Origin of the sequence: Luteimonas composti (genome assembly GCF_042678665.1) — a bacterium.
Classification (GTDB): Bacteria; Pseudomonadota; Gammaproteobacteria; order Xanthomonadales; family Xanthomonadaceae; genus Luteimonas; species Luteimonas composti.
Genome location: NZ_JBHTKU010000004.1, coordinates 424,815 through 443,025, shown reverse-complemented (window position 1 = coordinate 443,025; position 18,211 = coordinate 424,815). Strand labels below are relative to the sequence as shown.

16 protein-coding genes and 1 pseudogene are annotated in these 18,211 nt (G+C 71.5%); 10 read left to right on the top strand and 7 right to left on the bottom strand.

The genetic code is table 11. The features are described 5' to 3' along the window. Nucleotides 1-4 precede the first annotated feature (4 nt). Nucleotides 5-1,123, top strand: coding sequence for an acyl-CoA dehydrogenase family protein (locus ACFQ2D_RS14085; RefSeq protein WP_280942487.1), 1,119 nt, complete (start codon nt 5-7; stop codon nt 1,121-1,123). A 159-nt stretch (nt 1,124-1,282) separates the two neighbouring features. Next, the gene (locus ACFQ2D_RS14080) at nt 1,283-3,835 is read left to right on the top strand and encodes a TonB-dependent receptor (RefSeq protein ID WP_280942488.1); all 2,553 of its coding nucleotides are present in this window, start codon (nt 1,283-1,285) and stop codon (nt 3,833-3,835) included. Nucleotides 3,836-3,978: 143 nt separating this feature from the next. On the opposite strand, the gene ACFQ2D_RS14075 is transcribed toward ACFQ2D_RS14080, so the two are convergent. Together ACFQ2D_RS14075 and ACFQ2D_RS14070 are read right to left on the bottom strand one after the other, a co-directional pair. Beyond that, the gene (locus ACFQ2D_RS14075; protein WP_280942489.1) at nt 3,979-4,752 is read right to left on the bottom strand and encodes a queuosine precursor transporter; all 774 of its coding nucleotides are present in this window, start codon (nt 4,750-4,752) and stop codon (nt 3,979-3,981) included. A 5-nt stretch (nt 4,753-4,757) separates the two neighbouring features. Continuing rightward, on the bottom strand, nt 4,758-5,435 hold the full coding sequence (locus ACFQ2D_RS14070; RefSeq protein WP_280942490.1) for a DUF502 domain-containing protein: 678 nt from the start codon (nt 5,433-5,435) through the stop codon (nt 4,758-4,760). Nucleotides 5,436-5,447: 12 nt separating this feature from the next. Here ACFQ2D_RS14070 and ACFQ2D_RS14065 point away from each other — a divergent pair. Continuing rightward, nucleotides 5,448-5,656: pseudogene (locus tag ACFQ2D_RS14065) on the top strand (2-oxo acid dehydrogenase subunit E2); the annotation flags it as partial. Nucleotides 5,657-5,721: 65 nt separating this feature from the next. On the opposite strand, the gene ACFQ2D_RS14060 reads toward ACFQ2D_RS14065, so the two are convergent. Then, nucleotides 5,722-7,737, bottom strand: coding sequence for a bifunctional serine/threonine-protein kinase/formylglycine-generating enzyme family protein (locus ACFQ2D_RS14060; protein WP_280942491.1), 2,016 nt, complete (start codon nt 7,735-7,737; stop codon nt 5,722-5,724). Nucleotides 7,738-7,839: 102 nt separating this feature from the next. Further along, nucleotides 7,840-8,313 (bottom strand): DUF4442 domain-containing protein, encoded by a 474-nt coding sequence (locus ACFQ2D_RS14055; RefSeq protein WP_280942492.1) that lies wholly within the window; start codon nt 8,311-8,313, stop codon nt 7,840-7,842. 113 nt (nt 8,314-8,426) lie between these two features. Here ACFQ2D_RS14055 and ACFQ2D_RS14050 point away from each other — a divergent pair, with 113 nt between their 5' ends. Then, nucleotides 8,427-9,338 carry a DUF3667 domain-containing protein gene (locus ACFQ2D_RS14050; protein WP_280942493.1) on the top strand — a complete coding sequence of 304 codons (912 nt, stop codon included), beginning with the start codon at nt 8,427-8,429 and terminating at the stop codon, nt 9,336-9,338. A gap of 19 nt (nt 9,339-9,357) precedes the next feature. Here ACFQ2D_RS14050 and trxA read toward each other — a convergent pair whose 3' ends face one another. Beyond that, entirely contained in the window at nt 9,358-10,227 is an 870-nt protein-coding gene (gene trxA / locus ACFQ2D_RS14045) for a thioredoxin (protein ID WP_280942494.1), read from the bottom strand. A 98-nt stretch (nt 10,228-10,325) separates the two neighbouring features. Between trxA and ACFQ2D_RS14040 the strand changes: the two genes are divergently transcribed. The 5 genes from ACFQ2D_RS14040 to ACFQ2D_RS14020 all read left to right on the top strand — a co-directional run bounded on the left by ACFQ2D_RS14040 (nt 10,326) and on the right by ACFQ2D_RS14020 (nt 13,684). Continuing rightward, a complete protein-coding gene (locus ACFQ2D_RS14040; RefSeq protein ID WP_280942495.1) occupies nt 10,326-11,528 on the top strand; it encodes a winged helix-turn-helix domain-containing protein in 1,203 nt (400 codons plus the stop codon). Nucleotides 11,529-11,626: 98 nt separating this feature from the next. Further along, nucleotides 11,627-12,262: a hypothetical protein gene (locus ACFQ2D_RS14035; protein WP_280942496.1), complete on the top strand. Its 636-nt coding sequence runs from the start codon at nt 11,627-11,629 to the stop codon at nt 12,260-12,262. Then, nucleotides 12,259-12,903: a hypothetical protein gene (locus tag ACFQ2D_RS14030; RefSeq protein ID WP_280942497.1), complete on the top strand. Its 645-nt coding sequence runs from the start codon at nt 12,259-12,261 to the stop codon at nt 12,901-12,903. Before ACFQ2D_RS14035 ends, ACFQ2D_RS14030 begins: the two co-directional genes overlap by 4 nt. After that, nucleotides 12,900-13,118: a helix-turn-helix transcriptional regulator gene (locus ACFQ2D_RS14025; protein WP_345782266.1), complete on the top strand. Its 219-nt coding sequence runs from the start codon at nt 12,900-12,902 to the stop codon at nt 13,116-13,118. Before ACFQ2D_RS14030 ends, ACFQ2D_RS14025 begins: the two co-directional genes overlap by 4 nt. Then, complete coding sequence (locus tag ACFQ2D_RS14020) at nt 13,118-13,684, top strand: DUF998 domain-containing protein (RefSeq protein ID WP_280942498.1); 567 nt, start codon at nt 13,118-13,120, stop codon at nt 13,682-13,684. Before ACFQ2D_RS14025 ends, ACFQ2D_RS14020 begins: the two co-directional genes overlap by 1 nt. A gap of 47 nt (nt 13,685-13,731) precedes the next feature. Here ACFQ2D_RS14020 and ACFQ2D_RS14015 read toward each other — a convergent pair whose 3' ends face one another. Together ACFQ2D_RS14015 and ACFQ2D_RS14010 are read right to left on the bottom strand one after the other, a co-directional pair. Continuing rightward, entirely contained in the window at nt 13,732-13,983 is a 252-nt protein-coding gene (locus tag ACFQ2D_RS14015; RefSeq protein ID WP_280942499.1) for a SemiSWEET transporter, read from the bottom strand. Beyond that, nucleotides 13,983-15,287, bottom strand: coding sequence for a metal-dependent hydrolase family protein (locus ACFQ2D_RS14010; RefSeq protein ID WP_280942500.1), 1,305 nt, complete (start codon nt 15,285-15,287; stop codon nt 13,983-13,985). The genes ACFQ2D_RS14015 and ACFQ2D_RS14010 overlap by 1 nt, the downstream gene beginning before the upstream one ends. Before the next feature lie 154 nt (nt 15,288-15,441). On the opposite strand from ACFQ2D_RS14010, the gene leuS reads away from it, so the two are divergent. Continuing rightward, nucleotides 15,442-18,195, top strand: coding sequence for a leucine--tRNA ligase (gene leuS, locus ACFQ2D_RS14005; protein WP_280942501.1), 2,754 nt, complete (start codon nt 15,442-15,444; stop codon nt 18,193-18,195). Nucleotides 18,196-18,211 lie beyond the last annotated feature (16 nt).

Sequence of the window (18,211 nt, the reverse complement as noted above, 5' to 3'; positions counted from 1 at the left end):
ACGCATGGATTTCTCCTTCACCGAAGAACAGCAGATGCTGCAGGACTCGATCCGGCGGTATCTGGCGTCCGACTACCCGCTCGAGCACCGCGCGAAGACCATCGCCGGCGAGGAAGGCTGGTCGGCCGACACCTGGCGCGCGCTGGCCGAGCTGGGCCTGCTCGCGCTCGACATCGACGAGGCCGACGGCGGCATCGGCGCCGGCCCGGTGGGCACGATGCTGGTCTCGCAGGCGACGGGCGCGGGCCTGCTGCTCGAACCCTTCCACTCCAGCGCGGTGCTCGCTACGCGCGTGGTCTCGCTGCTGGCGCAGGGCGAACAGCGCTCGGCGCTGCTCGAGGCGCTGGCCTCGGGCGAGGCGATCGCGGTGCTGGCCCACGACGAGGACGGCGGCTGGTTCGCGCCGCGCGCCACCACCGCCGCCAGGGAAGGCGACGGCTGGCGCCTGCGCGGCCGCAAGGCCCGCGTCTACCACGCGCCGATGGCGCGCTGGCTGCTGGTGAGCGCATGCACGGACGACGGCACCGGCGTGTTCCTGGTCGAGTGCGACGCCGAAGGCGTGCAGCAGCGGACGCTGCGCACAGTCGACGGCCAGCGCGCGGCCGACATCGCGCTGGACCTGCAGCTGCCCGCCGCGGCGCGGCTCGGCAGCGGCGACGCGTCCGCAGCGCTGCACCAGGCGCTCGACCACGGCCTGGCGGCGCTGTGCGCCGATGCGCTGGGCGTGCTCGACCGCGCGCTCGCCACCACCGTGCAGTACACCCGCGACCGGGTGCAGTTCGGCACCCCGATCGGCCGCTTCCAGGCGCTGCAGCACCGCATGGCGGACATGTACATGCAGGTCGAACAGGCGCGCTCGATGACCTACCTGGCCACCTCGGCCTGCCTGGGCAATGACGCGCAGGCGCGGCGCGAGGCGGTCTCGGGCGCCAAGGTCGTGGTCGGCCAGGCCGCGCGCCGGGTCGGCCAGGAAGCGGTCCAGCTGCACGGCGGCATGGGCATGACCGACGAACTCGACGTCAGCCACTGCTTCCGGCGCCTGCTGGCGTTCGAGCTGCGGATGGGGACGACGGACGAACACCTGCGCGCGTTGCATGGACTGGCGCGGGCGGAGGCGGCGTAGGCGGACACCGGCGGCGGAGGAGGTCCGGGACAGGCGGGGACGCAGGGGACGCGGAAGCACGGGCGACACGAAGACAGGCACACATTCGAGGCTTCCGGGCCGTCGCAGGGGGCGGCGGCCAACGAGGGGCCCAACGCAGGACTACGGGAGGGTAGACCCATGAACGGCAACAAGATCCATCGCAACATGCTGGCCGCGTCGGTGGCGTTCGCACTGTGCGGTTTCGCGACCACCACGCTCGCCGCTGACGCCATGCAGGAGGACGGCGGCAGCGCCGCACAGCCCGCATCCAGCGAACGCGCCACCACGCTCGACGCCCTGGTCGTCACCGCGCAGAAGCGCGAGGAGGCGCTGCAGGACGTGCCGATCACCCTGAGCGTGCTGCCCGAACAGCTGCTGCAGGATGCAGGCGCGCGCGACATCAAGGAGCTGCAGCACCTGGTCTCGGGCATGAGCGTCACCAGCACCGCCTCGGAAAGCCAGACCACGGTGCGCCTGCGTGGCGTCGGCACGGTCGGCGACAACCCCGGCCTCGAATCGTCGGTGGGGGTGGTGATCGACGGCGTCTACCGTCCTCGCAACGGCGTGGGCTTCGGCGACCTCGGCCCGGTCGAACGGGTGGAGGTGCTCAAGGGCCCGCAGGGCACGGTGTTCGGCAAGAACACCTCGGCGGGCCTGATCAACGTGGTCACGCGCGCGCCGTCCTACAACCAGAGCGCCGAAGCCGAGGTCACCGCCGGCAACTACGGCCTGTTCGGCGTGTCGGCCAGCTACAACGACGCGATCAGCGACACCGCGGCGTTCAGCCTCTACGGCGTCAAGCGCTGGCGCGACGGATTCCTCGACGTCGAAACCGGCGCCGGGCCGCGCACCAGCACCGAGGACAGCAACCTCGACTTCCACGGACTGCGCGGCCAGCTGCTGCTCGAGCCGACCGACGGCCTGCGGATCCGCGCGATCGCCGACTTCGCCAGCCGCAGCGAGGAATGCTGCGCCTCGGTGACCACCACGCGCGGTCCCACCGCCGCCATCGTCGATGCGCTGGCCGGCGGTGAGGGGGTCATCCCCGTCCCCGATCCCTCGCGGCGCCTGGCCTACAGCAACGACATCACCCGCCAGTCGGTGGAGGACAAGGGCGTGTCGGTGCAGGTCGACTGGGACACGCCCTGGATCGGCGATGCCACCCTGACCTCGATCACCGCGCTGCGCGACTGGAGCAACCTCAACTCCGGCGACCTGGACTTCACCACCGCGCCGATCTGGGTCCGCCCCTACGGCGACGGCCTGAACGACGTCGGCTTCGAGACCTTCAGCCAGGAGCTGCGGCTGACCGGATCGAGCGAGCGCGTGGACTGGATGTTCGGCGCGTTCTACGCCGACGAGGACCTGGTGCGCAACGACAGCATCACCATGGGCGGCGCCTACGAGCCCTACCTGTCGATCGCGCTGCTGAGCAACATCGCCAGCGCCTTCCCGGCGGGGCTGGTCGACACCAGCAACCCGTTCCTGTTCCTGTCGCAGGCGGCGGGCCGGCCCTATGGCACGACCTTCGTCGGTGGCGGCAGCCACGACCACTTCGAACAGAATGCGCGCAGCACGGCGCTGTTCACCAACAACGTCTGGCACGCCACCGACGCACTCGACATCACGATCGGCGCGCGCTACACCGACGAGCGCAAGACGCTGCGCTCGCAGCTGTCCAACCCGAACGGCGGCATCGGCTGCGCCAACGGACTGGTCAATCCCGCCCAGGTCGGCGCGGCCCTGGCCGGCCGCGGCGTGCCCGGACCCTACATCGCCGGACTGGTGCCGACGGTGATCGGCTACATGTGCCTGCCGTGGAGCAACGTGATGCACGACGGCCGCGACACCTGGCAGGAGCGCGACGAGAAGGAGTGGTCGGGTTCGCTGCGCGCGTCCTACCGCTGGAGCGACGCGCTGATGACGTATGTGTCGGCGGCGCGCGGCTACAAGGCCGGTGGCTTCAACCTCGACCGCGTGCAGTCGTCCAACGGCCTGTCCTCGGGCGGGTCCGGCATTACGCCCGTGGACGACACCTCGTTCCCGGGCGAGTTCGTCGACAGCTACGAGCTGGGCCTGAAGTCGACCCTGGCCGGCGGCAACCTGCTGCTCAACGCGTCGCTGTTCCAGCAGACCTTCACCGACTTCCAGCTCAACAGCTTCCTGGGCACCAGCTACGTCGTGCGCTCGATTCCCGAGCTCAAGAGCCACGGCCTCGACCTCGACCTGATGTGGCAGACGCCGGTCGACGGCCTGTCGCTGCAGGGCGGCGCGACCTGGCTGCAGGCGGAGTTCGGCAGCGACCTGCTGCCCGATGCCGACCTGGTGCTGCTGCCGGGCGCCACGCCGGGCTTCATGCCGCGCTGGCAGGCGAACGCGTCGATGACCTACGAGTGGGATTTCGCCGACAGCCTGCTGGGCCGCGTTTATCTCGGGGCACGCTACACCGGCGACCACAACACCGGGTCCGACCTCGATCCGCAGAAGTTCCAGGAGGCATACACCGTCGTGGATGCACGCGTGGTGCTCGGTTCGCGCAACCGGCGCTGGGCGGTCGAACTCTGGGGCCGCAACCTCACCGACGAGACCTACAGCCAGGTGGGCTTCGACGCCCCGATCCAGACCGGGTCGTGGAACGCGTTCCTCGGCGCGCCGCGGACCTACGGCGTGACCCTGCGGGTCATGTACTGAGCCTTGCGTGCGGGTGGGCGCGTCGCGCTGACGGGGCGGGTCGCGCCCGCCCGCACGCATCTTCGACCACGGACCCCTGCGATGGCGCCGTCTCCTGGCGCCGTCGATCTCCGCACCAGGGGGTCGGCCGGACCGCGGCCGCTTCAGTCCTGCGCGGCGGCCGCGCGCAGTTCGCGCTCGCGCTCAAGGCCGAGATAGGCGCGGATGCCGCGCCGCACCAGGTACAGCAGCGGGATCAGGGCGACGGCCGCTGCCATCTTGTAGAGGTAGTTGACGCTGCTCACCGCCAGGAACAGCGAGGTCGGCCACTGCTGCGGCCCGAGCACGAAGGCGATCCAGATCACCACGAAGCTGTCGACCAGCTGCGACACCGCGGTTGAACCGGTGGCGCGCATCCAGATGAAGCGCTCGCCGGTGGCGCGGCGGATGCGGTGGAACACCTGCACGTCGATCAGCTGTCCGACCAGGAAGGCGGTGACCGAGCCGGCGATGGTCCACATGCCCTGGCCGAAGATCGCGGCGAATGCGGCCTGGTAGTCGGGCACGCCCTGCGCCAGCGCGGCCTCCACCCACCAGCCGGCTGGCGCCAGCGAGATCGCGATGAAGGCGAACGCGAAGCCGTAGAGGATCAGGCCCACCGCGATCCACGAGATCATCCGCACGCCGCGGCGGCCGAAGAACTCGTTGATGACGTCGGTGAAGATGAAGACCACCGGCCACAGCAGGGTGCCGGCGGTGAAGCTCAGCGAACCGGTCTGGCCGAACAGGTTCCATTCCAGCGGCGCGATGCCGAGCGTGTCCTCGAGCGCGAAGATCTTGACCCCGATGAACTCGGCCAGCACCGCGTTGGCGCAGAAGAACGCCGCGAGCGCGATGAACAGGCGGGTGGCGCGGTCGTCGAGCAGGCGCGCGCCCATCGTGCTCAGGGCGCCGCCGGCCGCGCCGGCGGATCGAAGGGAATGGTGTCGGGCGCCACCGCGCCGCCGCTGATGATGAAGCTCATGGCCTGGTCGACCGTCCAGTCGGTGGGCGTGATCTTCTCCACCGGCACGATCTCCAGGTAGCCGGAGGTCGGGTTGGGCGTGGTCGGCACGTACACCGCCGCCAGCTCGCGCCCGGTGCCCTGTTCGCGGATCACGCGGGTGACGAAGCCCACCGACTTCATCTGGCTGTGCGGGAAGTCGATCAGCACGACGCGCTGGGTGCCGTCCGGCTTGGTCTGCAGGATGTCGAGCAGCTTGCGCGCGCTGGAATAGATGATGTTGGCCAGCGGGATGCGCTGCACCAGCGCTTCCAGCCACGACAGCAGGCGCTGGCCGACCACGCGCCGCGCCAGCCAGCCCACCGCGAGGATCAGCAGCAGGGTGGCCGCCATGGCCACCGTCGCCTGGACGGAGCTGGCGTTGATCCAGCCCAGGGTGTCGGGCGCCCAGGCCGCGACCTGCTGCGCCAGCGGACCCACCCAGGGGCGGCTGATGTCCGACAGCAGCACGAACACGAACTTGACCACCACCCAGGTCAGCCAGATCGGCAGCAGGGTCAGCAGGCCGGTGAGGAACAGGCGCTGCACGCGCTGCGCGAAGGAGGGGGGCGATGACATGCGTGGATTCTACCGGGCGCACCGGCGCGCGGCGGCGCAGGGGGCGTGCGACGCAACATGGCTCGGGTCATGACGGACGCCCACGCCAAGGTGGTCCCAGCATCCTGGTCGACGAGGCCGACATCCACGCCTGGCAGCCGGGCAACGACGCCACCATGCGCCTGGTGCGGGCGATCTGCGCCGCCGCCCGCGCCGTGGCCGCCCTCAACGCCTGCCGTGACCCTGCGTCTGCGCGCTGCGCTTACGGCGCCAGCGCACGCTGCCGGTGGCGCCCGGCGCGGTCGGCCTAAAGGTCGCGGACGAGGCGGAAGCCGACGTCGTCGTAGCCGCGTTCGGCCACCAGCGAGCGCGAACGGCTGTCGGTGCGCCAGCTCGGGCCCGTGGCCGCGCGGCGTGCGCAGCTGTCGCCGCAGTCGGCGCGCCATTCCGACACTGCGCGTTCGCCAGGGGCCGCCGGCAGGCGGGCGGCTTCGGCCGCGGTCGCCAGCCGGTAGCGATGTCCGTCGCGACGCCCGCGCCATTGCGCATACGCATCGGCGTCCCGCCAGGACACGCACACCACCGGATCGCCGTCGCCCTGTTCGAAGCCCGGCGTCTGCCAGTTGCGCGGGTCGAGCACGCGCAGCAGCGAGATGCGTTCGCGGCACAGGGCCGGTTCGCGGCCGTTGACTTCGGCGAAACGCGCGTACTCGGCGCGACTCACGGGACGGGGGAAGGCGGCGACCGGCTTGCCGGGGCCTTCGAGCAGCACCATGCCGTCGAGGTCGTCCGCGGTGCGGCCGCCGAGGTCCGGCACGCGCGCGGCCTGCGCCTGCAGCCGCTGCCTGGCGGGCGCCGGCAGGCCGGCCAGGCCCGCGAATTCGACGACGCGCTGCGCGCGCGCGCGATCGAGCTTGCCTGCGGCAGCCTCCATGCGCGTCGACAGCGCCTTGCCGACGCCGTCCTGCCAGCGGCGCAGCGCATCGGCCGGCACGGCGCCGGCGCCTTCGCGCACGCGCGCGGCTGCGCGCAACAGCAGTCCGGAATCGTCGTCGCGATCCCGCGCGATGGCATCGGCCGCGGCCGCCCCTAGCGCGTCCGTCAGCACGGCCGCCGACTCGCCAAGCTGCGGGTGCTTCGGATCGGCACGCGCGGCGGCCAGCAGGTGGGCGGTGGCGCTGTCCTCCGCCGGCCAGGCCAGGCGGCCGGCCGCGATCCGCTCGTGCATGCGGTCGATCGCGAGGTCGGCAGGCGACAGCGGCGCGGCGCCATGCATCGCATCGCCATCGGTCGGCGCGGGCGGGTGCACGGCCGGCGGCGCCACGCCGGCAGCAAGGGCGGGCGGGGAGCCGGTGGCGGGCATGACGGGACCCGTGCGCTGCAGCGCCAGCCCGAGCGCCGCCGCGACCACCAGCGCCAGTCCGATCCAGGCCATGCCCGGCACGGCGCGCAGGCGCTGCACCACCGGCAAGCCGGGCCAGGTGCCTGCATGCGCAGAGGCCGGCACCTGCTCGAGCGCGGACAGCATCTGCGCCGCATCGTGGAAGCGCCTCGCCGGCGACTTGGCCAGGGCGCGTTCCATGAACCGCTGCCAGTGGCGCAGTCCGGGCGGAAGCTTCGGCACTGGCTTCTGCGCGTGCTGGATCGCCATCGCCAGTGCGTCGTCCGCCTTGTAGGGCAGCTCACCGGCCAGCATTTCCCAGGCCAGCACGCCGACGCTGTACAGGTCGGCGCGGTGGTCGACCTGTTCGCCGCGCGCCTGCTCGGGCGCCATGTAGGCGGTGCTGCCCACGGCCAGCCCGGTCATGGTGACGCGGGTGCCGTGGCCGCGGCGCAGGGCGATGCCGAAGTCGGCCAGCAGCGGCCGGTCGGCCTCGTCGAACAGCACGTTCTCGGCCTTGACGTCGCGGTGCACGACGCCGCGCGCATGCGCGTAGCCCAGCGCCGACAGCAGGGCGCGCAGGATCTCGCGCACGCGCTCCGGATCGCCGGTGAGGTCGCGCTGGCCGACGTGGCCGCGCGGCAGGTAGGGCATCGCATACCAGGGCAGGCCGTCGGCGCTGCGTCCGACCTCGTGGATGCCGACGATGTGCGGATGCTCCAGCCGCGCGATCGTGCGCGCCTCGTTCTCGAAGCGGCGGCGGCTGACCTCGTCGGCCAGCGCTTCCGGACGCATGAGCTTGATCGCCACCTCGCGCCCCAGCGACACCTGCGTGCCGAGGTACACGGTCGACATGCCGCCCTCGCCGATCACGCGCGTCAACCGGTAGCCGGCGATGTCCGGCATCGGCACCTGCGTGCTGGCGCTTGCCCCTTTACCCATGAAGCTCCCCTGGTTCCACGGGGGAGGATATACAAGGCGCGCCGCGCTGGCAGTGAATCCGTGCGCAACCTGGCGCCTCCGTCCGCGACGGCGGGAGCCGCGTCAGTCGGCGGCGGACCCGGTCCGGTCGCGCTTGCGGCGCACGTAGAGCTGCTTGCGCACGCGCGCGACCACGTCGCCCTGCGCGTCGCGCACGTCGAGGTCGAACCAGGGCAGGTACTTCTGCCCCGACGCGGTCTCGCGGCGCATCGTGTCCAGCGTCGATTCGGGCAGGTGGAACTCGGCCACCACCACGCCGCGGCCGGGCTTCACGAATTCGATCTCGGCGGCCTTGTCCCACACGATGTAGTCGCGGCCCAGCGACTGCAGGGTCATGAACATCCAGAACGGATCGGTCATCGCGAACAGGCTGCCGCCGAAATGCGTGCCGACGTAGTTGCGGTTCCAGGGGCGCATGCGAAGCTCGACCCGCGCGTAGCGCCAGTCGGGCGACATGTGGGTCACGTGGATGCCGCTCAGCAGGAACGGAGGCCACAGGTTGAACATCCAGCGGATTCGGGCCAGCAGGCGGGTCATGGCGCGGCAGGGGGCGAGTGGGGGGCTGGGACTCTACCATACGCAAAGGTATGGAATGTTCCTTCGTGGGCCCGCGCGTGTTCGAATGCCGGGGTCCGGAGCCGGAGCACGCCGTGCCAGCCAACGAAGCCTGCCGCAACTGTGGCGCCCTGCTCACCGGCGAGTGGTGCGCGGCCTGCGGCCAGAAGCGGTTCGTGGAGGCCGACCGCCGCCTGGCTAACCTGCTGGCGCAGGCTTTCGAGCTGCTGACCGACCTCGACGGCCGCCTGTGGGGCACGTTGCGGGCGCTGGCGTTCCGCCCGGGGCTGCTCGACCGCGACTACATGGCGGGCCGCAGGCGCCGCTGGCTGCCGCCGCTGAGCCTGTTCCTGCTCGCCAATGTCGTGTACTTCATGGCCCCGCTGCGTGCCGACTTCGACCTGTCGTTCGCCAGCCAGGTGCCGGGACCGGTTGCGGCGGCGGCACTGGGCGACGAGGCGGCGCCGGGCATCGAGCGATTTCCCGGACAGCTGCATCGCGTGGTGACCACCGGGCTGGTCGAACGCGTGGTGGCGCAACGCGACGCGCGCGAGCGTGCCAGCGGCGGCGAGGGCTACACCCTTGCGCAGCTGCGCCGCGACTACGATGCCATCGCCGGCGACGTGAGCAAGGCGCTGCTGGTGCTGCACGTGCCGTTCGTGGCGCTGCTGCTGATGGCCGCGCTGGCCGGCACGCGGCGCTATTACGCCGAACATGTGGTGGTGACCCTGCACTTCTTCGCCATGCTGGTGCCGGCGACGCTGGCGTTCGGCCAGGCGGTGCGCTGGATCCAGCAGTACGCCGGGCCGCGCGGCGCGGTCACGGCGCTGTCGCTGCTCTTCCTCGGTGCCCTGGCCGCCTGGACCTGGCGGCAGGTGGCGCGCGGCTATGGCGTTGGACGCGGACGCGCCGCGCTGGGAGCGCTGGCCCTGCTGGCCGGCACGGTGCTGGTCAACGTGGTCGTGTACCGCGCGCTGCAGTTCACCATCACGCTGTGGCTGAGCTGAGCGCGTTCGCGCCGCGCCCTCAGACCAGCAGCAGCGACGCCATGCGGCGGCGGTAGCGGCCCACCAGCTCGGCGTCCTCGACGATGCGGAAGGCATCGATCAGGGCGCGCCGGGGCAGGCCGTCCTCGAAGCTGCGGTCGCGCTGCAGCATCTCCAGGAACTGCTCGAGGCCGCCTTCCGGGTCGTTGCCCACGATCCGGTGCACGCCGAGCAGGTGGCGCGCGCGCAGGTCGCCCGGATCCGCCGCGATCGCCGCCTCCAGCGCCGCCGGCGGCGGCGCGTCGGCCAGCAGGGCGGCGAAGCCCAGGCGCGCGCGCGCCTTCACCGCGCGGTCGTCGGTGGCGAGGTTGGCGGGCAGGGCGTCGAGCAGGCGCTCGGCCTCGGCCGGGGCGCCGGTCTGCAGCAGCGCCAGCGCCAGGTCGAGCCTGAGCTCGTCCTTGTCGGGCTCGGCCGCGACCGCCTCGCGCAGGCGCGCGACCTCGGCCTGCGGGTCCAGCGGCGCCGCCTTGGCAGGCGCCTCGTCGGCGGGTTCGGCCGGCGCGATGCCGTGGTGCTGCAGGAACTGGCGTACCTGGCCCTCGGCCAGTGCGCCCTGGAAGCCGTCGACGATCTGCCCGTCCTTGACCAGGAACACGGTCGGGATCGAGCGGATCTGGAAGGCGCCGGCGATCTGCGGCTCCTTCTCGGTATCGACCTTGGCCAGCAGGAAGGCGCCGTGGAACTCGCCCGCCAGCTTTTCCAGGATCGGGCCGAGCGTCTTGCAGGGCCCGCACCACTCGGCCCAGAAGTCGACCAGCACCGGCACCTCCAGCGACCTGCGCAGGACGTCCTCCTCGAAGCCGGCGGTGGTGGCGTCGAAGACGTGCGGGGTGCTGTTCTGGACGGACATGGACGGCGGGCTCCTCGGCGGCGAATCCCCCACATTGTGGCAGAGCCGCGGAAAACAACCGGGCACAATGCCGCAACCTTCCCGTTGACGGAGTGATCGTGGGCCTCGCCATCGACCGCGCCCAGGCGCGCCGCATCGCGCTCGCCGCGCAGGGATTCGCCGACCGCCGCCACGCCACGCCGACGCTGCGCACGTTCTCGCGCACGCTCGCGCGCACCGGCGTGTTGCAGATCGATTCGGTCAACGTGCTGCAGCGGGCGCACTACATGCCGCTGTACAGCCGCATGGGCCCGTACGACACCGGCCTGCTGCAGCGCGCCGCCGAGCACGCGCCGCGGCGCATCGTCGAGTACTGGGCGCACGTGGCCGCGTTCATGCCGGTCGAACTGTGGCCGCTCATGCAGCACCGCATGCGCGCCTATCGGGAGCGCGGTCACGAATGGTCGTCGATGCGCCACGATCAGAAGCTGGTCGCCTCGCTGCTGGCCGAGGTGCGCGAACGCGGCCCGTCCACCGCGCGCGACCTCGACGACGGCCTGCCGCGTGCGAAGACCGGCTGGGGCTGGAACTGGTCGTCGACCAAGAAGGCGCTCGAGTACCTGTTCGCCACCGGCGAGCTCGCCGTGGCAGGGCGCAACGCCGCGTTCGAGCGGTTGTACGACCTGCCCGAACGCGTGCTTCCCGCGGCGGTGCTGGCGCAGCCGGTGCCTGCCGACGCGGAGGCCTTCATCGGGCTGGTGCGGCGCGCGGCGATCTCACACGGCATCGCCACCGAGGCCTGCCTGCGCGACTACTACCGCATGCACCACAGCCAGAGCCGGCCCGCAGTCGCGGCCCTGGTCGAGGCGGGCGAGCTGCTGCCGGTGCGTATCGAAGGCTGGGACCGCCCGGCGTACCTGCATCGCGATGCGCGCATCCCGCGGCGCATTGCCGCGCGCGCCCTGCTCAGTCCCTTCGATCCGGTGGTGTGGGAGCGCGAGCGCACCGAGCGGCTGTTCGGGTTCCGCTACCGCATCGAAATCTACGTGCCCGAGCACCTGCGCAGCCACGGCTACTACGTGCTGCCCTTCCTGCTGGGCGACCGGCTGGTGGCGCGCGTCGACCTCAAGGCCGACCGCCGCGCAGGCGCGCTCGTGGTGCGCAGCGCGCACGTGGAGCCCGACGCGCCGGCGGAGACGGCCGGCGCACTGGCCGCGGAGCTGGGACAGCTCGCCGGCTGGCTGGGCCTGTCCGGGCTTCGGGTCGAACGCAGGGGCGGGCTGGCGCGCGCGCTGCGCGCTGAAATCGCGGCCCATGCCTGAGGCCGCACCGCCGCGCCACGCCAGCGCGTAAAAAATACTTGACATTGCCCGGCGTTGAGTAAAGTATTTATTACATCAAGTCCGCTGGAGATGACATCGTGCAGACACGGCCCTGGCAGGTGATGGGACTGGCCGCGATCGCGCTGCCGGCGCTGTGGCTGCTGCTGGCCGGGCCGGCGCGCGTGCTGGGCGTGGACAGCGGCCACGCCGGCATGGTCCTGCTGGTGACCGCGGCCTGGACCAGCCTGCTGGCGCTGTCGCGGCTGCCGCGTGGCGAGGGCGAACGCGCGATCGCGCCGGGCGAATGGAAGGCCTGGATCGGGACCGGGTTCATGCTGGTGGCGGTGCTGTTTCTTGCCACCCGCGCCGAGCTGTTCCTCGGGCCGTCGGTCGACCGATATACCGCGCAGGGCGTGGCGCGCAGCCTGGTGATGCTGCTGATCGCCTGGGCGGTGCTGTCGCGGGTGGTGGCTGCCCGCTGGAAGGGCACGGTCGAGGAAGACGAGCGCGACCGCGCGGTCGCCCGGCGGGCGTCGAGCCACGGCCGGACCGCCCTGGTGGCGACGGTGATTGCGCTGGCGGTCCTGCTGGGCTTCACGCCTGTCGAGCGCCTGGCCTGGGCCTCGCACCTGGGCATCGCCAACGTGCTGGTGTTCGCGCTGATGCTGGGCTGGCTGGTCGAATACGCGGCGACCGCACTGATCTACCTGGCCGACCGGAGGAGGAGCGTATGAACCGCGCTGTCGGACCACGCGCCACGACGCGCAACCGCTGGACCCTGGCCAGCCTCGTGGCGGTTGCCGCGCTCGGCGTCGCACTGGTGGTCATCGGCCTGCGCGACGCGGCCTGGCACCTGCTGTCCGGCGGCGCGATGTTCGGACTGATTGCGCTGGCCGGCGTGCTGCAGCACCTCGCCGAACGCCCCGGCCGAGACGGCGAGACGCAGTCGCCGGGCGAGAGGGCGAGCTGGCAGCAGCTTGGCGCCGGCCTCGTCGCGATCCTGATGCTTGTCGGCCTGTCGCTGGGTCAGGCCCAGGGCGTGTTCTCGGGCTATCTGTTCTTCGCCGCGTGGGTGCTGGTGATCCTGGGCTGGCCGCTGATGCGGCGGCGCTCCATCGAGGCCGCGCTGCGCCATCGAGACGTGCCCGAGGACGAACGCGACCTCGCGCTGCGCGCGCAGGCAGATCGTCTGTCCAGGCGCCTGCTGGAACTGGGGCTGGTCGTGATCGCCATCGCCTGGATGCTTGCGCCGGAAGTGGTCCGCGCGCCGCTCGAACCGCTGCGCGCGGCATTGCTCCTGCTGCTGCCGATCCTGGTGGCGAACGTGGCCGGCGAGGCGCGCACGGCCTGGCTGTACTGGCGCGACCGGCAATGACCGGAACGCCCATCGCCAACGTGATCCGGCGACTGCGCTTCGAGCACGGCGAGATGACCCAGCAGGCGCTGGCCGACGCCTGCAGGGTCACGCGCCAGACCATCCTCGCGCTCGAGGCCGGGCGCTACGCGCCTTCGCTGGAGCTGGCGTTCCGCATCGCGCGCGCGTTCGGGGTGGGCGTGGAGGACGTGTTCCACTGGGAGGAGGGACGGTGATGGCAGAGCGTCGAGTCGTCGCCATTGCCGCAGCGATCGCGTTCTGCGCGGCCGTCGCCTTCGGCCTCGCCCTGCCGGGCTATTCGCAGCTCGCGCATCCGCTCGCACTGCCGGGAGCGCAGGGCATGCCGCGCGCGCTGGCGTTCAACCTGCTGGTGTTCGTGATGCCCGGCGTCCTGCTGGCCGCGGTGGCCTGGCGCCTGCGCGGGCGCCTGCCCGGCGGCAGCGGCATGGACGCCCGGCTGGGCAGCACGCTGCTGCTGCTGGCCGCGCTGGCCTTCGCCGCCCAGGGGCTGCTGCCGCTGGACCCGGAGGAGCCCGACGCGGGCGCCAGCCGCCTGCACGCCGTGGCGTGGACGCTGTGGTGGATCGCGTTCCTGGCCGGCGCCGGGCTGCTGGCCGCGGCCATGCCTGCATTGCGACCCGCAACCGGGATCGCCTGGCTGCTGGTGCTCGGGCTGGGCGTACTGGTGCCGGCGCTGCTCGGCGCCGGCATCAGCCAGCGGCTCGCGTTCGCCGCCTGGTTCGCGTGGACGTGGTGGGCAACGGGCGTCGTGCGCCGCTGAGGCCCCGCGCCGACCGGCCCAGCCGTGCCGGAGCTTGAGGTCGCGGATCAGCCGTGCCGGAGCTTGAGCGCCAGGATCAGCGCCGCCAGCACGAAGGTGACCGCGTTGGCCAGGATCATCGGCCACGACCCCAGCGCCAGGCCGTAGCCGAACCAGCAGCCGACGCCGACGATGAAGACCACGTACATCCCCAGCGAGATGCCGCTGGTGTCGCGGCTGCGGATGGTCTTCGCCGCCTGCGGGACGAACGCGAGCGTGGTGAGCGTGGCGGCGAGGTAGCCCAGCCATTCCAGGTCCATCAGGCCTCCGGCCGGCGGTGGATGCGGCCGTCCTTCATCACGAAGTCCACGCCCAGCACCGCCTCGATGTCGGCCACCGGGTCGCCGGGCAGGGCGATGATGTCGGCCCGCTTGCCGGCCTCGATCACGCCCTGGTCGTCCACGCCCAGTACCTGCGCCGCGTGCAGGGTCGCTGCCTGCAGCGCGTAGCCCGCCGGGATGCCGGCTTCGACCATGTAGATGAACTCGCGCGCGTTGTCGCCGTGCGGTCCCACGCCCTGGTCGGTGCCGAAGGCGATCTTCACCCCGGCGCGGTAGGCGCGGCCGGCCGTTGCCTGGATCTGCGAGCCGATCGCGATGGCCTTGGGACGCACGATCTCCGGGAAGTAACCCGGCTCCCTGGCCTTGTCCGCGACGAAGCGACCGGCGTAGATGGTCGGTACGTACCAGGTGCCGTGCTGCTTCATCAGCCGCATCACCTCGTCGCTCATGTGGGTGCCGTGCTCGATGCTGGTGACGCCGGCGACCACCGCGCGCTTCATGCCCTCGGTGCCGTGCGCATGCGCGGCCACGGTGTAGCCGTAATCCTTCGCGGTCTCGACCACCGCCTGGATCTCGTCGACGCGGAACTGCGGCGCATCGCCCGACTTCGCATAGGACAGCACGCCGCCGGTGGCGGTGATCTTGATCACGTCGCTGCCGTCCTTGTAGCGCTGGCGCACGGCCTGGCGCGCTTCCTCGACGGAATTGATCACGCCCTCGGTCGGGCCCGGCGGGCCGACCAGGTGCGAGAGCATCGAGTTGTAGCCGTTGGTGGGATCGGCATGGCCGCCAGTAGTGGCGATCGACTTGCCGGCGGCGAAGATGCGCGGGCCCTCGACCAGGCCCTGGTTGATCGCATCGCGCAGGTGCGGGCTGACCTCGCCGCCGAGGTCGCGCACCGTGGTGAACCCGGCGCGCAGGGTCTTGCCGGCGTAGCCGACGGCGCGGAAGGCGTAGTCGACCGGATCCAGGCGAAAGCCCTCGGAATAGCTCTGCGGACTGGACTCGCCGCCCAGGTGCACGTGCAGGTCGGTCCAGCCCGGCAGGCAGGTGCGGCCGGCCAGCATCACCGACTCCGTGCCCTCGGCCAGCTTGGCGCGGCCCGGCAGCACCGACTGGATGCGGCCGTCCTCGACCACGATCGTGTGCTCGCCCAGCACGCGGCCGCTGCGCGCGTCGAACAGCCGATCGCAGTGCAGCGCCACCGGTCCGGCGGCGGCCAGCTGCGGCGAGAGGCCCGCGGCGAGGGCGAGGAGGGGGAGCAGGCGGAGGGCGTCGGGCATGGGCGGTCGGCTCGCGAAGGTCGCGCGATTGAACCACAGCGCAGCCGTGCCGGCGGGTTCCAGCCGCGCCGGACGAGGCCGCCGGCGCCGCCGCGAATGACGGGAATGCCGCGCTGCGGTAGGCTTCCCGTCCCTGTTTTTCCAGTGCCCAGCCGTGTCCGTCGAGTCCGCGAACCCAGAAAACGCCGCCTACCAGCCCGCCCCGGTGGAGGCCGCCGCACAGCGCTTCTGGGACGACACCCGCGCCTTCGAGGTCACCGAGCAGCCCGGCAAGCCGAAGTTCTTCTGCCTGTCGATGCTGCCGTACCCGTCGGGTGCGCTGCACATGGGCCACGTGCGCAACTACACGATCGGCGACGTGATCAGCCGCTACCAGCGCATGACCGGCAGGAACGTGCTGCAGCCGATGGGCTGGGACGCGTTCGGCCTGCCGGCCGAGAACGCAGCGATCAAGAACGCCACCGCGCCGGCCAAGTGGACCTACGCCAACATCGACCACATGCGCGCCCAGCTCAAGTCGCTGGGCTATGCCATCGACTGGTCGCGCGAGTTCGCCACCTGCTCGCCGGACTATTACGTGCACGAGCAGCGCATGTTCGTGCGCCTGATGAAGAAGGGCCTGGCCTACCGCAGGAACTCCGTGGTGAACTGGGACCCGGTCGACCAGACCGTGCTGGCCAACGAGCAGGTGATCGACGGCCGCGGCTGGCGCTCCGGCGCGCTGGTGGAGAAGCGCGAGATCCCGCAGTGGTTCCTGCGCATCACCGACTACGCGCAGGAGCTGCTCGACGGCCTGGATACGCTCGAGGGCTGGCCGGATTCGGTCAAGACCATGCAGCGCAACTGGATCGGCCGCAGCGAGGGCCTGGAGATCCAGTTCAAGGTCGACGGCGAGGACGCGCCGCTGACCGTCTACACCACGCGCCCGGACACGCTGATGGGCGTGACCTTCATTTCCATCGCCGGCGAGCATCCGCTTGCGCTCAAGGCCGCCCAGTCCAATCCCGAACTGGCCGCGTTCCTCGACGACCTCAAGCGCGGCGGCGTGTCCGAGGCCGACCTGGAGACCCAGGACAAGCGCGGCATGGCCACGGGCCAGTGGGCGATCCACCCGGTCACTGGCGAGGACGTGCCGATCTACGTCGCCAACTTCGTGCTGATGGGCTACGGCACCGGCGCGGTGATGGCGGTCCCGGCGCACGACCAGCGCGACTGGGAGTTCGCCAAGGCCTACGGCCTGCCGGTGCGGCCGGTGATCGTGCCGCCGGGCGTGCGCGACGCGCTGGCGGAAATCGCCGGTGACGTGGCGCACGACGCAGATCCATTCCAGGCCGCGCTGGCCGGCGGCTCGGTCGACGCCTACGATACTTCGGCCGCGGTGGCGGTGGTGCGCGACTACCTCGACGGCATCGAGCAGCGCGGTGCCCATACCGAGCGCGGCTTCCTGATCAATTCCGGGGAGTACAACGGCCTGGACTACGATGGCGCCTTCGCCGCACTCGCGCAGCGCTTCGAGGCCGAAGGCAGCGGCCGGCGCAAGGTCAATTTCCGCCTGCGCGACTGGGGCGTGAGCCGCCAGCGCTACTGGGGCTGCCCGATCCCGGTGGTCTACTGCGACGACTGCGGCGCGCTGCCGGTGCCGGAAGACCAGCTGCCGGTGGTGCTGCCCGAGGACGTGGCCGACGCCTTCGCCAACCCGGGCGTGGTGCATTCGCCGATCAAGTCGGACCCGGAGTGGCGCAAGACCACCTGTCCGGGCTGCGGCAAGCCGGCCGAGCGCGAGACCGACACCTTCGACACCTTCATGGAGTCGAGCTGGTACTACGCGCGCTACACCTCGCCGGGCGCCGCCGACATGGTCGATGCGCGGGCGAAGTACTGGACCCCCGTGGACCAGTACATCGGCGGCATCGAGCACGCGATCCTGCACCTGCTGTATTTCCGCTTCTACCACAAGCTCCTGCGCGACGAGGGCCTGGTGGACAGCGACGAGCCGGCCACGCGCCTGCTCACCCAGGGCATGGTGATCGCCGACACCTATTACCGCGAGCACGTCAACGGCGCGAAGGAGTGGTTCAACCCCGCCGACGTGGAAGTGCAGCGCGACGACAAGGGCCGGGTCAACGGCGCGACGCTGAAGTCCGACGGCCACCCGGTGCTGGTCGGCGGCGTGGAGAAGATGTCGAAGTCCAAGAACAACGGCGTCGACCCGCAGGCGATGATCGACCGCTACGGCGCCGACACCGTGCGCCTGTTCTCGATGTTCGCCTCGCCGCCGGAGCTGTCGCTGGAGTGGAACGAGGCCGGCGTCGAAGGCATGGCCCGCTTCCTGCGCCGCCTGTGGAACCAGGTGCAGCGCCACGCCGGGGACGGCCCCGGCGGCGCCTTCGATGCGGCCGCCGCCACGCCGGCGCAGAAGACCCTGCGCCGCCAGCTGCACGAGACCATCCAGAAGGTCGGCGACGACTACGGCCGCCGCCACGCCTTCAACACCGCGATCGCCGCGGTGATGGAGCTGCTCAACGCGGTGGCGAAGTTCGACGACGCCTCGGCCAACGGCCGCGCCCTGCGCCAGGAATGCCTGGAGGCGATGGTGCTGCTGCTCAACCCGATCACCCCGCACGCCAGCCATGCGCTGTGGCAGGCGCTGGGCCATCCGGAGACGCTGCTGGAGGACGTGCCGTTCCCGCGGCCCGACCCGGCGGCGCTGGTGCGCGACGCGGTCACCCTGGCGGTGCAGGTCAACGGCAAGCTGCGCGGCACCATCGAGGTGGCGGTGGACGCGGCGCGCGAGGCGATCGAGGCCGCGGCCCTGGCCGATCCCAATGTGCAGGCCTTCCTGCAGGGCCTGGCCGTGCGCAAGGTGATCGTGGTGCCGGGCAAGATCGTCAACGTGGTGGCGGGCTGAATGACCGGCGCCGGCG

What these genes read in the sequence shown, in the direction of transcription:
- ACFQ2D_RS14020 (WP_280942498.1), top strand. Translation starts at nt 13,118, where the DNA reads ATGGCAGAGCGTCGAGTCGTCGCCATTGCCGCAGCGATCGCGTTCTGC.
- ACFQ2D_RS14080 (WP_280942488.1), top strand. Translation starts at nt 1,283, where the DNA reads ATGAACGGCAACAAGATCCATCGCAACATGCTGGCCGCGTCGGTGGCG.
- ACFQ2D_RS14075 (WP_280942489.1), bottom strand. Translation starts at nt 4,752, where the DNA reads ATGGGCGCGCGCCTGCTCGACGACCGCGCCACCCGCCTGTTCATCGCG.
- trxA (WP_280942494.1), bottom strand. Translation starts at nt 10,227, where the DNA reads ATGTCCGTCCAGAACAGCACCCCGCACGTCTTCGACGCCACCACCGCC.
- ACFQ2D_RS14085 (WP_280942487.1), top strand. Translation starts at nt 5, where the DNA reads ATGGATTTCTCCTTCACCGAAGAACAGCAGATGCTGCAGGACTCGATC.
- ACFQ2D_RS14030 (WP_280942497.1), top strand. Translation starts at nt 12,259, where the DNA reads ATGAACCGCGCTGTCGGACCACGCGCCACGACGCGCAACCGCTGGACC.
- ACFQ2D_RS14010 (WP_280942500.1), bottom strand. Translation starts at nt 15,287, where the DNA reads ATGCCCGACGCCCTCCGCCTGCTCCCCCTCCTCGCCCTCGCCGCGGGC.
- ACFQ2D_RS14055 (WP_280942492.1), bottom strand. Translation starts at nt 8,313, where the DNA reads ATGACCCGCCTGCTGGCCCGAATCCGCTGGATGTTCAACCTGTGGCCT.
- ACFQ2D_RS14025 (WP_345782266.1), top strand. Translation starts at nt 12,900, where the DNA reads ATGACCGGAACGCCCATCGCCAACGTGATCCGGCGACTGCGCTTCGAG.
- ACFQ2D_RS14060 (WP_280942491.1), bottom strand. Translation starts at nt 7,737, where the DNA reads ATGGGTAAAGGGGCAAGCGCCAGCACGCAGGTGCCGATGCCGGACATC.
- ACFQ2D_RS14015 (WP_280942499.1), bottom strand. Translation starts at nt 13,983, where the DNA reads ATGGACCTGGAATGGCTGGGCTACCTCGCCGCCACGCTCACCACGCTC.
- ACFQ2D_RS14070 (WP_280942490.1), bottom strand. Translation starts at nt 5,435, where the DNA reads ATGTCATCGCCCCCCTCCTTCGCGCAGCGCGTGCAGCGCCTGTTCCTC.